At 71.4% G+C, this 15411-nt stretch carries 11 protein-coding genes; 1 reads left to right on the plus strand and 10 read right to left on the minus strand.

What is annotated here, in order from left to right:
• Positions 1-12: 12 nt before the first annotated feature.
• From ACWDS7_RS25805 to ACWDS7_RS25850, 10 genes are all read right to left on the minus strand, one after another.
• The gene (locus ACWDS7_RS25805) at positions 13-744 is read right to left on the minus strand and encodes a hypothetical protein (RefSeq protein WP_451931367.1); all 732 of its coding nucleotides are present in this window, start codon (positions 742-744) and stop codon (positions 13-15) included.
• Positions 744-2561 (minus strand): extracellular solute-binding protein, encoded by a 1818-nt coding sequence (locus tag ACWDS7_RS25810; RefSeq protein WP_451931368.1) that lies wholly within the window; start codon positions 2559-2561, stop codon positions 744-746. The genes ACWDS7_RS25805 and ACWDS7_RS25810 overlap by 1 nt, the downstream gene beginning before the upstream one ends.
• Before the next feature lie 74 nt (positions 2562-2635).
• A complete protein-coding gene (locus ACWDS7_RS25815; RefSeq protein ID WP_451931369.1) occupies positions 2636-4423 on the minus strand; it encodes a substrate-binding and VWA domain-containing protein in 1788 nt (595 codons plus the stop codon).
• 40 nt (positions 4424-4463) lie between these two features.
• Positions 4464-6707, minus strand: a complete 2244-nt coding sequence (locus ACWDS7_RS25820; protein WP_451931370.1) for an MMPL family transporter — start codon at positions 6705-6707, stop codon at positions 4464-4466.
• A 287-nt stretch (positions 6708-6994) separates the two neighbouring features.
• Positions 6995-7213: a hypothetical protein gene (locus tag ACWDS7_RS25825; protein ID WP_306858769.1), complete on the minus strand. Its 219-nt coding sequence runs from the start codon at positions 7211-7213 to the stop codon at positions 6995-6997.
• A complete protein-coding gene (locus tag ACWDS7_RS25830; RefSeq protein WP_306858767.1) occupies positions 7210-7548 on the minus strand; it encodes an ArsR/SmtB family transcription factor in 339 nt (112 codons plus the stop codon). The genes ACWDS7_RS25825 and ACWDS7_RS25830 overlap by 4 nt, the downstream gene beginning before the upstream one ends.
• 455 nt (positions 7549-8003) lie before the next feature.
• Entirely contained in the window at positions 8004-8759 is a 756-nt protein-coding gene (locus ACWDS7_RS25835; RefSeq protein ID WP_451931371.1) for a TetR/AcrR family transcriptional regulator, read from the minus strand.
• A gap of 14 nt (positions 8760-8773) precedes the next feature.
• Positions 8774-11053 (minus strand): YhgE/Pip family protein, encoded by a 2280-nt coding sequence (locus tag ACWDS7_RS25840; protein WP_451931372.1) that lies wholly within the window; start codon positions 11051-11053, stop codon positions 8774-8776.
• Complete coding sequence (locus ACWDS7_RS25845; RefSeq protein WP_451931373.1) at positions 11050-11982, minus strand: ATP-binding cassette domain-containing protein; 933 nt, start codon at positions 11980-11982, stop codon at positions 11050-11052. The genes ACWDS7_RS25840 and ACWDS7_RS25845 overlap by 4 nt, the downstream gene beginning before the upstream one ends.
• Before the next feature lie 327 nt (positions 11983-12309).
• Complete coding sequence (locus ACWDS7_RS25850) at positions 12310-13656, minus strand: M20/M25/M40 family metallo-hydrolase (protein ID WP_451931374.1); 1347 nt, start codon at positions 13654-13656, stop codon at positions 12310-12312.
• A 280-nt stretch (positions 13657-13936) separates the two neighbouring features.
• Between ACWDS7_RS25850 and ACWDS7_RS25855 the strand changes: the two genes are divergently transcribed.
• A complete protein-coding gene (locus ACWDS7_RS25855) occupies positions 13937-15385 on the plus strand; it encodes an aspartate aminotransferase family protein (RefSeq protein WP_451931375.1) in 1449 nt (482 codons plus the stop codon).
• Positions 15386-15411: the final 26 nt, after the last annotated feature.

The raw sequence follows: 15411 nt of genomic DNA on the forward strand, positions 1-15411 counted from the left end.
AGATCCGGCGGCTCAGCGATCCAGTGCGTCGCGGGTGATCTGTTCGGTTTCGTGCAGGCCCTGGCGGACCCCTTCGAGGCTGTCGGCGAGTTCGTCGAGCACCCGGGCCGGCTCCAGGGCTCCGGCCGCCGACATCGCCGACAGCTCCACCACCCGGGCCAGGAGCCCCTCGATGCTGATCGTGCTCGACTCCATCCGGGCGAGCACCTGGGCACGGGTCTCGGAGAGCCGATCGACCACGGCCCGCTGGGCGGCCAGCGAGGCGAGCGCGCGGTCGATGTCGTGGACCAGCCCCTGCTTGGCCCCCTTCCGGGCACGGGTGAGCCGCGCGTGCTCCTGCCGGAGCCGGTCGAGGTCGAACCTGGCGAGTGCGGTCCCGGTGAGCGAGGCCTGCTCGGCCAGGCGTTCCAGCGTGGCCGTGGAGTCGTCGACCTGGGGCCGCATCAGCGCGATCCGCTCGGCCAGCGGGCCGTTCCCCATGGAGGCGCTCAGCTCGCCGAAGCCGTGCGCGGCCGAGCCGGCCCGGCCCAGCCAGTAGGCCTCCTGGCTGCCGGCGGTGACGGCCGGCGCGGCGCGGCCGCCGCGGCCCTGGAGGGCGGCGGTGGCCGCCTTGGCCAGCCAGACGGCGACCCCGACGGCCCCGGCGGCGGCCGGGTGCACGCTGACGGCCCACGCGGCGCCGCTGGCGGTGGCGCCGAGCAGCAGGCCCCACGGATCGCGTAGTTCGTCGATGAGACGGGACATCAGAAGTTGGATACCACCGCGGTGAACACCTGGTCGATACTTCCGGGCTCGCGAGAGTCGTACGCGGCCGCGTCGGTCGCCTCGGAGATCGTTCTCAGCACGCCGAGGTCGGCGTCCTGGCCGTAGGCGATCGTGAACATCCGCACCGAATCCTCGGCCGACTCGGCGCGCAGGCCGGGCAGCAGGTTCTTCAGCGAGATGCTCTCGACGTCCTCGTTCTTGCCGTCGGTCAGGAAGACCACCGCGTTGATCGCGTCGCCGCTGTGCCGGTCGCGCACGTGCCCGTAGGCGGCGAGCGCGGTGTCGTAGAGGCCGGTCCCGCCGTCGGGGGTCAGGCCGCCGAGCCGGGCCCGCAGGTTCTTGCGCTGGGCGGCGTCCACCGTGGCCAGCGGGGCCAGCTCCAGATGGTCCTTGGCCCCGTCCCGCCTGGTGGAGAACATCCACAGCCCGACCTTGTCGTGCGGGCCGAACTGGGGCAGGGCGTTGATCGCCGCCTGCTTGGCCAGCTCCAGCTTGCTCTTGCCGGTGCCCGGCACGGTGGCGCCCATCGAGCCGGAGACGTCGATCACCATGAGCACGTTCGCGGGCTTGCGCAGGTCGGCCCAGCTGGAGAGCACCTTGTCCAGCACGTTCGGGGCGGGCGGGCTGAGCGTCGTCTCCGGTTCGGCGGCCAGCAGGCCGTTCGCCTCGGTGATCAGCTTGCCCGCCTTCCCCTCGTACGACCGGAAGGCGGACTCGGCGAACCGTCCCTGCTGCTCCGGGGCCTGCAGGTAGGCTAGGAAGTCGGCGGCCACCCGGCGCTTGACGTCGTCCACCCACGGCGCGGTCAGCACGGCGTAGGGGTTGTCGGAGTAGAGGGTGCCCTCCTTGGGGTAGATCGCCACCAGCGGCACCCTGGGCCTGCCGTGCTTGCCCAGCGTCTCGGGGTCGCCCGTGGGGTTGCCCTGGTTGTAGTCCCAGACCGACTTCTCCTCCACGGCCACGGCGGAGATGTAGCTCAGGCCCGCCCCGGCGTCGTCGGCCCGCTGCAGGTTCGACAGGAACGTCAGCGTCGTGTCACCGTAGTGCACGATCGAGCGCTCCACGTCCCGGACGAAGGTCCGGGCCTTGGCGTCGGCGACGTTCTTCTCCGACAGGTCGCCCGACAGGCCGGTGGCCGCGAAGTAGGCGCCGACGGTGGCGTTCAGGCCGCTGGTGGAGAAGCTGGGGTTGGTCTTCCCCAGGCGGAAGCGGCCCCACTCCGGATGGCCGTACTTGGCCCAGGAACCGGCCGACAGGTCGAGCAGGTCGGACCAGCCGAGCTTCTTGCCCGGCCAGCCCAGTGCCTCGGCCATCGGCTTGGGCATCGCGATGACCAGCGGTGTCTTGGCGATCGACGGGTTGTCCGCGGTGACCAGGGCGCCGGTGTCGTTGCCGGCGGCGCGCTGCTGGAGCAGGGTGACCCAGCCGCTGCTCGCCGGGGACCAGACGTCGGGCCGGGGGCCGTCCTGGCGCTCGTCCCAGCCGCGGGCCAGCGCCTGCATCGCGCCGCCGCTGGCCTTGGTCTCGACGACGACGTCGGCGCAGCGCTCGCCGACCTTCCGGCCGTTGTAGCCGGCCGCGATCTCCCGCAGCAGCTCGGCCTTCTCCGACGACGCGGCCACGGTGAGGGTGACCCCGCCGTCGCCGCAGCGTCTGGACGGGCCGTCCCCCTCCTGCCGGGCCGGCCCGCCGCCGCCGACGTACAGCCGCAGCCCGACGATCAGCGCACCGGCAAGAATGATCGCGATGACGAACGGGGCGAAGTTTCTCCGCGGTCGCTGCGGCTGTTGATACAACCCGGCCTCCCGGTGGTGTCAGTACTTGTCCGACGAACAACCCCCCGCCAGAGTTCGCAGCGGCGGGTGGCCGTTCAGAAGTTGGAGATCACACTGGTGAAGACCTGGTCGATGGTGTCGGCCCGGGAGGAGTCGTAGGCGGCTCCGTCGGTGGCCTCGGCGATCTGCTTGAGCACGCCCTGGTCGGCGCCCTCGCCGTAGCCGATGGTGAACAGGCGCACGTCGGGGCTGAGCTTCCCCAGCAGGTTGTCCAGGTCGATGCCGCCGTTCTTCTCGTTCTTGCCGTCGGTGAGGAAGACCACCGCGTTGATCGCCCCGCTGTCCCTGGCCCCGCGCATCCGCTCGACGGCCGCGAGCGTGGTGTCGTAGAGCCCGGTCCCGCCCCCGGCGGTCAGCTCGCGGAGCCGGTCGGCGAGCGCCGGGCCGATCTTCGACACCGTGTCGACCGGGACCAGCTCCCGGTAGTCCCTGTCGCCGTCCTGCTTGGTGGAGAAGGCCCACAGCCCGACCTTGTCGTCCCCCCGGAACTGCGGCAGCGCGTTGATCGCGGCCTTCTTGGCCAGCTCCAGGCGGCTCTCGCCGGTGCCCGGCGCCTCCTCCTCCATCGAGCCTGACTTGTCCACCACGATCAGCACGTTGGCCCGTTTGCGCAGCTCCGACCAGCTCCGCAGGACCTTGTCCAGGACGGTCGGGGTGGGCAGGTTGAGGGTGGTGACGGCGGCGTCGGGGATGACGCCGTTGTCCTTGGTGGCCCGGGGACCGAGCTTGCCGTCGTGGCCGCGGTAGCCGTACGACTGGAACTCCGCCTGCACCGGGGCGCTGTGCAGGTAGTTCAGGAAGTCGTCGGCGACGGCTTTCTTGGCCGGGTCCATCCAGGTCAGCGGGACGTAGGGGTGGTCGGAGAAGAGCGTCCCCTCCTTGGGGTTGACGGCCACCAGCGGGGTGCGCGGCGGGGCGTGCTTGCCCAGCGTGGCCGGGTTGCCCGAGGGGTTGCCCCGGTTGTAGTCGGTGACGGAGTTCTCCTCGATGGTGATCGCGGAGATGTAGGCCATGGACTCGCCCCGGTCGTCGGCGCGGAGCAGGTTGCCCAGGAACGTCATCGAGATGTCGCCGTAGTGCACGATCGACTGCTCGACGCCCTTGACGAAGTCGCGGGTCCTGGCGTCGGAGATGTCACCGGCGGTCAGGTCGGAGGTGGTGCCGGTGGCGGCGAAGTAGGCGCCGATGGTGGCGTTCAGGCCGCTGGTCGAGTAGTTGGGGTTGGTCTTGCCGAGCTTGAACTGGCCCCACTCGGGGTGACCGTACTTCGCCCAGCCCTTGGGGTCGGACGCCAGCTCGGCGAGCTCCGCCCAGCCGATGGCCTTGCCCGGCCAGCCCAGGGCCTCGGCCATCGGCTTGGGCATCGCGAAGACCAGCGGCGCGGTCACGATCGGCACCGGCCTGCCCTCGGGGACCGGCACGGTGCCGTCGGCGCCCGAGGCCTGCTGGCGCAGCAGCGTCACCCACGCGGAGGCGGCGGGGGCCCAGACATCGGGCCGGCTGCCGTCGGTCCGCTCCTCCCACCCCCTGGCCAGCGCCCGCATCGCGGCGCCAGAGTTGGCCTCGTCGATGACGACCTCGGCGCAGCGCCCGGCCACGGTCCTGCCGCTGTAGTCCTTCGCGACCTCCCGCAGGATCCAGATCTTGTCCTGGGAGGACGCCACCCGGATCTTCACCGACTCGCCCGAGCAGGCGCTCGGCTCGCTCCCCGGGTCCTCCCGGCCGAAGAACCAGCGCAGCCCGGCGATCAGCCCGATGGCCAGCACCACAGCGAGGAGGTAGGGCAGAATCCGCCGGCGGGGTCGTGCGGGGGAGTACGCCACCGCATGATCGTAGGAAGAACCGATTTACCTGGACAAGGGGTTACCCGTTTCCCCTGGCCACGGCGGGGACGAGGGCCGGGCCTTCCTGTCGCGCGGACTGCGCGCGCCGCATCGTGCGTGACGGCCACCAGTTCGCCCGGCCGAGCAGCGTCATGGCCGACGGCAGGATCATGACCCGGATGACGAAGGCGTCCAGCAGCACGGCCGCCGCGAGGCTGAAACCGATCTGCTTCATCTCGGCGAGGTGGAGGAAGACGAAGCTGGCGAACACGGTCACCATCACGACCGCGGCGCTGGTCACCACGCCGGCCGAGCGGCCGATGCCGTCCAGCACCGCCTCGCGGGTGGGCACGCCGCGCAGCGCCGCCTCCTTGATCCGGCTGACCATGAACATCTGGTAGTCCATCGACAGCCCGAAGAGGATCACGAAGAGGAACAGCGGCACCCGGGATCCGATCGCGCCGGTGGCGTCGGCGCCGAACAGACTCTCCCCCAGACTGCTCTGGAAGGCCATGACCAGCAGGCCGAACGAGGCCGTGGCGGACAGCAGGTTGAGCAGGATCCCGATCAGTCCGATGACGACCGAGCGGAACACGACCACCGTCATGACGAAGGTCAGCAGCAGCAGGGCCGTCAGGACCAGCGGTAGTTTCTCGTTCTGATTGGCGAGGTAGTCCGCGTCACGGGCGACGTCCCCGGTGACGTGTGCCTCGACACCGGGGATCTTGCCGACCGTGGCGGGCAGGTAGTCCTCCCGGATGTGCGTCAGCGACTTCATCGCCTCGTCGGAGCTCATCCGGAACGGGACGGCCAGATCGAGCGCGCTGATCCGGCTGTCGGCCGAAGTCCGCAGCCTCGGCCGCACGTTCTCGGCGAACAGCGGGTCCGCCTGGGCGCGCCGGCCGAGGTCCTTCAGCGCCTCGGCCACCTCTTCGGCGTGGGCGGGGTCGGCGCGGACGACGACGCTGTGCTGGACCCGCAGCTCCGGGAACGCCCCGGTCAGCCGGTCGTAGACCTGTATCGCCGGGACGTCGCGCGGATGGCTGTCCTTGTTCAGCACCCTCAGTTGCATGCCCAGCACGGGGAGCGCCAGGCAGATCATGACGAGCACCGACACGCACAGCGTGATCGCCGGATGCTTGCTCGCGGGCCGCAGCAGGGCGCTCCACACCCGGCCGATCTCGGCCCTCTCCTTCTTCGGTCGGCGCGGCTCGCCCCGTTCCGCCGCCCGGGCGGTCCGGCGGGCCGCACGGCGTTCGGTCCTGCGGCCGATCGTGACCAGCAGGGCGGGCAGCACGGTCATCGAGCTGAGCACGGCGACCAGCACGACGACGATGGTGCCGGTGGCCAGCGAGGAGAAGATGACGTCCGAGGCCAGGTACAGGGTGGCGCTGGAGACGATCACCGCGAGACCGGAGACCACGACCGTCCGGCCGGAGGTCGCCGCGGCCAGTTCCACCAGGGCCGCCGAGCCGAGCCTGCCGTCCGAGCGGGTCCGTTCCTCCCGCTCGCGCTTGAGGTAGAAGAGCGTGTAGTCGACGCCGACCGCCATGCCGATCAGCAGGATGACGTTGTTGCCGACACCGGCGTCCGGAACGATGTGCGAGACCACCATCGACAGCCCCATGGCCGCGGCGATCGAGGACAACGCCAGCAGCAGCGGCACACCGGCCATGACCACCGAACCGAAGACGACCAGCAAGGTGATCAGCGTGACCGGCAGCGTGATCGCCTCGGAGAGCGCGAGGTCGTCACCGCGCTGCTTGTTGAGGCCCTTGCTGATGGAGGGGCCGCCGGTCTCCTCCACGAGGAGGTTCGGATACCCCCTCTGCACGGCGGCGGTCTGTGCGAGCAGCGGGTCGACCTTCGTGCTGCCGTCCAGCTCCGCCCCTCTCATGGTCACCTCGACCATGAGGGTCCTGCCGTTCTTCGAGCGGATCGGGGCGGCGACGTCCTCGACCTCGGGCAGCTTCTTCATCCGGACGGTGATGTCCCGTGCGGCGGCGTTGACCGCGGCGGGGTCCTGCGGGCCGGACCTGACCGAGATCAGGATCTGCTCCGTCGGCCTGCGTTGCAGGTCCCCCTCGGCCGCGACGGCCTCGGCGCGGCCGGCCTCGCCGACCCGGTAGTCCTCGCTGGTGGCCTTGTCGGTGCCGATCGCCGAGCCGACCCCCAGGCACAGGACGACGAACAGGAACCATCCGATGATCGCCCGCCACGGATGGGCGGCGCTCCAGCTCGCCACCCGTATGGTCAGTGGCCGCCTTCCGGTCCGCGCGCTCATCGGGTCACACCGCCGAACCCGTATGCCCGGATGGGGGAGCCGTGCTCATGCCGGGTCCGGCCGTGGGACGACGGCGTCCTCACCCCCGCGGGTCCGATCCGCCCATGGAGGGATTTGCATTGGAGCAGCATGAGCTGCTCTCCTTTCTTTGGAGGTCGTGCGTTCGAAGGCACGCCGATTGCGGCGTGGTCGCGCGACTTTCGTTTCCCGGGGTGGCGAGTTGCCGCTCGCCGCCCCGGGCCTGTCACCGCCTGAGGCGGTGTGGTGGCGTCATGGGACGCGAAGACTCATCCGACGCTCCGCAGGATCTGCTCCACAGCGGAGACCCGTGCCGTCAACTCGGCGAGCCGGGTGTTGAGCTGCTCCTGGTTCCGCGCCGTCAGCTCGGTGACCTCCCGATATTCCGACATCGCCGCCCGGTGAAGCCGGAAGCAGGCGATGAAGCCCACCACGGCGCCGACGGTGAGGATCAGGATGATCCCGAGGGGGAGGACGACTTCTTTCATCTCCGGGTCTCCTGCACGTCGGGGCCTTCCTGTCCGTCCGCTCGCAGCGCGCCGAGGACCGTGTCCGCTGTCAGGCGCACGTCGAACGGCACCAGCTCGAAATACTTCATCGCCTTGCCGTCCGCCGACAGCTCCAGATCGCCGGCGACCAGGCCGGCCTTCTCCATCCGCTCAAGATGCATGTAGAGCAGCGGCCGGGATATGCCGAGCCGCCGGGCCAGCTCGCTGACATGCACCCGGCCGCCGGACAGCTCGGCGATGATCCGTAGTCGGAGTGGGTGGCCGATGGCGGCGAGCAGCGCCAGCAGCTTCTCACTGGTCAGAATCCCATCCACAGCGTATCGACCTTCCACCTGTAATATAAGACTGACAGGTGGAATCCTCATCGTCAAACCACATCGGCCACCGCCTGACGGGCGGTGGCCGATGCGGTGGGGCACGACGTGCCGGGACGGCGGTGCTCCAGGTGCCTCCGGCGTCTCCGGCGTCTCCGGGGTCTCCGAGGATCGCAGGAGACGCGGCCAGGACACCTCCTGGTAGCCGCTGGCCTGCGGGGTGAGCGGACGTCTGTGAAGGCGGGATCGCATGGCGCGGGCCTACGACGCCGTCAAGGGCAGGGGTGAGAATCGTCGTAGCCGCCGAGCCCTCCACCAGCGGCCGGGGAGTCTCGCAGCTCTCGGCTGACGCCGGCCCGGACTGGCGTCGGCCCGGACTGGCGTCGGCCCGGACTCTCGGGCCGCCGCAGGCGCCGCGCAGCGGATCGGCGCCGGTCCCCTAGCCGGACACCCCTCTAGCCGGACACCCGTCTGTGGAGGAGATCGACGAGCGTGGCGTGGAGCTGCTCGATCGGGCGGTCGGGGTGGAGCGCCCGGCGCTCGATCGAGACGGTCAGCACCATGCCGAACACGGCCGTCGCCGCGGTCTCCACATCCAGGTCCTCCCGGACCACGCCCTCGGCCACCGCCCGGCGCAGCGCCGCCGCGTAGACCCCCAGCGCCTGCTCGCGCAGCCTGGCCACCGCGTCCTGCCAGGCGGTGCGCCACATCTCGGCGAGCAGCACCCGGGCGAACGCGCCGTACTCCTCGAAGAACCGCAGCTGCGCCATGACCACCGAGTCGAGGGTGTCGAGCGCGGCCTGTCCGGTGTCCGCCTCGCCCAGCGCGTCGGCCAGCCGCTGGATCCCGTGTTCGAGCAGCGCGGCGAAGAGCGCCTCCTTGCTGCCGAAGTTGTAGAACACGGTGCCCTTGGCGACACCGGCCCGTTCGGCGATCGCGTCCACCGTGGCGGCGGTGTAGCCCTGCTCGGCGATCACCTCCACGGCCGCCGTGAACAGCCTGAGCCTCGTCTCGGCCCGGCGGCCGTCTCCCTTCCTCGCGGCCGCGCCCGCCCCGGGCCCTCGCCGGTCCCGCTCCGCGCCCGCGCCGGTGTCCGGGTCAGGCTCTCGCCGGTCCCGCTCCGCGCCCGTGACCGCGCCCGCCCCGGGCTCTCGCCGGTCCCGCTCCGCGCCCGTGTCCACGCTCCCGGCCCCGGCCCGCTGCTGTGTCATGGGGGTAACCGTAGTCACAGTGCCAGCTCGGGGTGGAGGCGCCGCATCGACCAGGTGCGCCCCTTGTGCACGGCGTAGACGGTCAGGCTCAGGCCCAGCGCGGCGGTCAGCGCCAGCACCCCGCCGGCCTGCCAGACCACCGTGAGGTCGCCGCCGCTGATCAGCCGCCGCAGCGCGCTGACCACCCAGCTCATCGGGAGCCACGGTGAGATCGTCTGGAAGAAGCCCGGCGAGGTCTCGATCGGATAGGTCCCGGCGGCCGAGGTCAGCTGGAGCATCAGCAGCGCCAGCACCACGACCCGTCCCGGCGCGCCGAGCAGGGCGTTGACCGCCTGCACGACCGCCAGGAACGCCGCCACGGTGAGAAGCAGGATCCCGGCGATCCCGGCCCAGTGCGCGGCCTCCATGCCGAGCGCGAACCTGATCACCGCCATCAGCACGCCCACCTGGGCGGCGCCCAGGACCAGTCCCGGCAGCCAGCCGGCCACCGCGATCCGCCAGGCGGGAGCCGTACCGGCGAGGAGACGGGGGTTGAGCGGGCGCAGCACCATGTAGCTCACCATCGCGCCGACCCACAGGGCCAGCGGGACGAAGAAGGGCGCGAACCCGGTGCCGTAGTTGGGCACCTCGTTGGCGACCTGGTTGGCCAGCTTGACCGGCTCGCTCATCATCTCGCTCCGGTCGGCGCGCTCGCCCTTGCCGTAGTCCGGGATCTGCTCGGCGCCGTCCCCGAGCTTGTCGCTCAGTTTCCTGGACCCGTCCGTCAGCTTGCCGATACCGGTGGTGAGCTCCCCGGCGCCCTCGTGCAGGCGGCCCACCCCGCTGTCCACCCTGGCCGCGCCGTCGCTCAGCTTGACGATGCCGCCGCCGAGCTGGGTCAGCCCCCGGCTGAGCTGCGCGGAGCCGTCGCCGAGCTGGGAGATCCCAGAAGTGATCTTCCCGTTGGCGTCCGCCGCGTCACCGAGGCCCGTGTGGAGCTTCGCCGAGCCGTCGGCCAGCTTGCCGAGCCCCTCGTCCAGTTGGTTGATCTTGTCTCTGGCCTGGTCGAGCTGCTGGCCCGCGGTGGGCGCGACCTCCGCCGTGCGGCCCGCGACCTCCGCGATCCGGCGGGCGTCCCGCTGCAACTGGGCCGCGGCGCCGCTGCCGTCGCCGGCGGCGCCCTCCAGCCCGGTGGCCACCTCCTGGGTGGACCGGGTGAGACGTTCGGCGATGGCCCGCAGCCGCGGGTCGGCGTCCGGATTGCCGTCCAGCCAGCTCTGCAACTGCTGCGCCTGCTGCTGAGCCTGTTCCGCCCCCTGCTTGATCCCGCCGGGCAGCGCTCCCGCGCCGTCGGCGACCAGGCCGGCGCCCCGCTCGACGGCCTCCGCGAGCGACTGCAGCCGCGTCCCGTTCTCCCGCAGCACCGGGACGACCTCGTCGGCCACCTCGTTGATCTTCGATACCTGGGCGTGGACCTGCTTGTAGACCTGCGCGTTGCCGTCGGCGACCTGCTTGGCGCCCTTCTCCAGCTTCGCCAGTCCCTGGCCCAGCTTGCGCGAGCCGCTCTCCGCCTGGCCCAGGCCCCCGGTCAGCTTGTCCGCCCCGGCCGACAGCCGGCCGGTGGCGGTGTTGGCGCTGCCCAGGCCCACGGTGAGCTGGTGGGTGCCGGCCTTGGCCTGGCCGAGGCCCGCGTTCAGGGTGGACGCGCCCTTTCCGGCCTTCGCCGTACCGTCGTGCAGATCGTCCGCCCCGTCGGCGGCCTTGGCGGTGGCGTCGTGCAGCTCGCCGAAGGACACGAAGACGTTGTCCCAGTAGTCCTTCAGCGCGGTACGGCCCGCCGCGTCCTTGACCTCGGTGAACACCGCGTCGGAGATCGTCCCCATGATGTAGCTGCGGCCGGTGTCGACCCGCACCCCGAGCTCGGCGGGGGTCGGCGTGCCGTCGCCGGAGGGCGAGGCCAGCCGGGCGCTGAAGTCGGCGGGGATGGTCAGGGACAGGTAGAAGCTGCCGTCGTTCACGCCGTCGGCGGCCTGCCGGGCGTCGACCGTGTGCCAGCCCAGGACCTTGCGCTCACGCAGCTCGTCGGCCAGCTCGCGGCCCGCGTCGACCGTCTTGCCGTCGACGGTCGCGGGCCTGTCCTCCACGACCAGCGCCACCGGGATGTTCTCGAGGTTGCCCTGCGGGTCCCAGAACGACCACAGGTACAGCCCGGCGTACAGCAGCGGCAGCATCACCACGCCCGCCAGCGCCGCCCGGGTCAGCCGCGACCGGGTGAACCGCCGCAGCTCCAGCCGTCCCAGCCGCAACGATCTCATCGGTCCCTCTCCTCGCTCGGTACGGTCCGCGCCATGCTCTCCCCGTCCTGTCCGCCGGCCCCCGCAGGCTTTTCGGCGTCAGGAACGGATCCGGGTCCTTCGGGGTCCGGCGGGGCCGTGGACCCGGTGACGGCCGGTACGGCCTCCGGCCCGTCCGGGTCCGGCCCGGAGCGCGCCGGGTGGCCGCCGTCCGATCCGTCCGTCGCGTCCCGCGGCTCGCCGGAATCCGTCGCGTTCCCGGGTTCCCCGGACTCCGTGGAGTCCACGGAATCTCCGGAGCCCCCGGAGTCCGTGGACTCCGCGGGGTTCCCGGAGGGCAGGCGGACCGCCGCCCGCTCGCTCTCCGTGCAGGCCGCGACGACGGTCAGGCCCAGGGCGCCCAGCTCTCCCAGCGTCGCCCAGAGCGCCTCCTGGCGGTCCTGGGCGAGGCCGGTGTCCACGTTGTCGAGGATCAGCAGCCCCGGGGTGTCGAGCAGCGCGAGTGCGATCCCGAGCCGCACCCGCTCCTCCCGGCCCAGGTCGCGGATGAGGGTGCGGTCGCCGGGGGACAGCTCCAGGCCGGCCAGGGCCAGCGCGGTCGCGGCCCGTGACTCCTGCCGTCTGCCCCAGAACATGCCCGGTGACCGCTCGTGCAGGTGCTCGCGGACCGTCAGCGCCTTCTCCAGGTCGTTGACCCCGTCCACCAGGCCGAGCGCGGCGACGCGCCGGATCGCCCGCGGCTTGCCGTACCGTCCCACGGTGAGCGTGCCGTCGGTGGGTCTCATCCGTCCGGCCAGGGTCAGCAGCAGGCTCGTCCGCCCGCTGCCCGCCTGTCCGGTGACGGCGGTGAGGCTGCCCGGCTCGGCCGCGAGGCCGACGTCGCGGTAGACCCATCCGTGCTCGCCCTTGAGGGACAGACCGACCGCGCGCACCCCGACCCCCTGGAACACCGCACCCTCCGAAATTTTTGAACTGACCGGTCAGTGCAAAAATATCACGCGAGGTATCCCGCGGGTGACCGGCCCGGCAAAGGTGTCGATTCTCACGGAAAGCGGCCGCTCGGCCGAGGGGCCTGCCGGGTGGTCGCGCACCTCCGGTCTTCTACGGACCACGTCAGCGCCGGCGGCTCGCACCGGATCCACAGGGTGATCAAGCCGCGGGGACCGTGTCCGTGGCCGGGCGCCACCCACGTCGACGAGACGGGCGGCCCGCGGCAACGCGGAAGGACCCGCCCCTCCCGGTCTTGACGGGTGGGACGGGTCCTGCGGATCGCCTGGCTAGACCGTCGCGGAGCCGTACTCCTGGAGGAAGAGCGCCTCGGCGAGGGCCGTGCGGCGCAGCTCCTCGACGTTGACCCGCTCGTTGGGAGCGTGGATCGAGGCGTCGTCGTCCTCGGCGCCGAACAGCAGGATCGAGGCGGCGGGGAACTGCTTGACGAGCGTGGAGACCAGCGGGATCGAGCCGCCGGCGCCGACGTCGCGCGGCGGGCGGCCGAAGGCGCGCTCCATCGCCCGGTTCAGCGCGGCGCGGGCGGCGCCGCCGGAGTCGGCGAGGTAGCCGGAGCCCAGCACGTGGTCGGTGACGTGCACCTCGACGCCCCACGGGGCGACCTGCCGCAGGAAGTCGACCACGGCCTCCACGGTCGTCTTCGGGTCGCCCGCCGGGGGCACGCGCACCGTCACCCGGGCGCGGGCGACCGCCTGGACCGCGTTGATGGCGCCGGAGACGGTCGGCACGTCCAGGCCGGTGACCGTGAGGGAGTAGGAGGCCCAGAGCCGGTCGGCCAGCGAGCCGGAGCCGACCAGCGAGACGCCGTCGAGCACGCCCGCGGTGGCCCGGAACTCCTCCTCCGAGGGGCCGGAGCCGAGGAAGGTGCCGCGCGGCAGGCCGGGGACGCGGATGTCGCCGTGGTCGTCGTGCAGGGCGGCCAGCATCCGGATCAGCGCCGCGAGGGCGTCCGGGGCGGCGCCGCCGAACGAGCCGCTGTGCAGCGAATCCTTCAGGGTGCGCACCTCGACGGTGAAGGCGCCCATGCCGCGCAGCGAGGTGGTCACCGCCGGGTCGCCCACGCTCGGGTTGCCGCAGTCGGCGACGATGATCGCGTCGGCGCGGAGCAGCTCGGGGTTCTGCTCGACGAAGGTCTCCAGGCGCTCCCCGGCGTATTCCTCCTGGCCCTCGATGATCACCTTGATGCCCACCGGGAAGTCGCCCCGGAAGGCGCGGAGCGCGGCGACGTGGGAGATGACTCCGGACTTGTCGTCGGCGGCGCCGCGGCCGTAGATGGCGCCGTCGATCTCCGTCGGCTCGAAGGCCGGCGTGCGCCACAGCGCGGGGTCGCCCGCGGGCTGCACGTCGTAGTGCGCGTAGAGCAGCACGGTCGGCGCGCCGGGCGGGGCCGGGGCCTCGGCGAACACGGCGGGGAAGCTCCCCTCCACGGGGATCTGCCGCACGTGCGGCAGGCCGGCGCTGCGCAGCAGCTCCTCGGTCGCCGCGGCGGCCGCGCGCACCGGCTCCTCCGGATGGCCGGGGAAGGCCACCGAGGGGATGGCGACGAGCCGCTTGAGGTCTTCGACCGCCTGGGGCAGGCCCGCGGCGACGGCGCCCTCGATCTCGTCAGGAGTCACGACGTTCCCTCGCATCTCAATATGTGGTCGTCCTATTTGATCACAGTCGGCGGGCGACCGTGTTTCACCCTGATTCCAGCACACCGCGGCCCCGCCGGGTGGGGGCGAGGGCGGCGCAAGATCCGGACACTCCCAAATTCTGGTCGCGGATTTCGTTGTTGTTACCTACCTGTTTTGCGGATTCCGAAGTTCTTGCACTCTATTGCCACGTTTTCACTTGGCAAGACGTTCTCCGGGCATGCAGACTGTGGGGAGCTCAGACCACCGAGGGAAGATAGCCATGACCCACCCTGAAAACACCGACGTGGCCTCGCTCATGCGGGCCGCGCAGGACAACCTGTGGATGCACTTCAGTCGGCACAGCTCCGACAGGAGCGTCGAAGTCCCGATGATCGTGCGTGGTGAGGGCGCATACATCTACGACGTGCACGGCAAGCGCTACCTGGACGGTCTCGCCGGCCTGTTCGTGGTCCAGGCGGGGCACGGCCGCAGCGAGCTGGCCGAGGCCGCCGCCAAGCAGGCCCAGGAGCTGGCGTTCTTCCCGCTCTGGTCCTACGCGCACCCGAAGGCCGTCGAGCTGGCCCAGCGCCTGGCCGCCGAGACCCCCGGAGACCTCAACCGGGTCTTCTTCACCACCGGCGGCGGCGAAGCCGTCGAGAGCGCGTGGAAGCTCGCCAAGCAGTACTTCAAGCTGACCGGCAAGCCGCTCAAGCACAAGGTCATCAGCCGCCAGATCGCCTACCACGGCACCCCGCAGGGCGCCCTGTCGATCACCGGCATCCCGGCCTTCAAGCAGATGTTCGAGCCGCTGGTCCCGGGTTCGGTCCGGGTGCCGAACACCAACCACTACCGCGCCGACGAGATCACCGGCGTCGCCGGCATGACCCCGGAGGAGTACGGCTACTGGGCCGCCGAGCGCGTCGCCCGCGCCATCGAGATGGAGGGCCCGGACACCGTGGCCGCCGTCTTCGTCGAGCCGGTGCAGAACGCCGGCGGCTGCTTCCCGCCGCCGCCCGGTTACTTCCAGCGCCTGCGCGAGATCTGCGACGAGTATGACGTCCTGCTTGTCTCCGACGAGGTCATCTGCGCCTTCGGCCGCCTCGGCACCATGTTCGGCGGGCAGAAGTTCGACTACGTCCCCGACATCATCACCTGCGCCAAGGGCATGACCAGCGGTTACTCGCCGATCGGCGCCATGATCGCCTCGGACCGGCTGTTCGAGCCGTTCAGCAACGGCACCGAGATGTTCGCCCACGGCTACACCTTCGGCGGCCACCCCGTCTCCGCCGCGGTCGCCCTGGCCAACCTCGACCTGTTCGAGCGCGAGGACCTGCTCGGCCACGTGACCCGCAACGAGCCGGTCTTCCGCTCCACCCTTGAGCGCCTCCGCGACCTGCCGATCGTCGGCGACGTGCGCGGCTCCGGCTTCTTCTGGGGCATCGAGCTCGTCAAGGACAAGGCGACCAAGGAGACCTTCAACGCGGACGAGTCCGAGCGTCTGCTGCGCGGCTTCCTGTCCAAGGCCCTCTACGACGCGGGCCTGTACTGCCGCGCCGACGACCGCGGGGACCCCGTGATCCAGCTCGCCCCGCCGCTGATCTGCGGCCCCAAGGAGTTCGACGAGATCGAGTCGATTCTCCGCTCCGTGCTGACGGAGGCCCTTTTCGACGCCCGGCCGCGGGTGGCGCTCCTCGTAATCCCTGATCGCGGTCTCGCGCTGCCTCTGTAGGCGTAGATCGCCGGATCCAGCAGGAT

The sequence above is a fragment of the Streptosporangium sp. NPDC003464 genome (genome assembly GCF_053588315.1).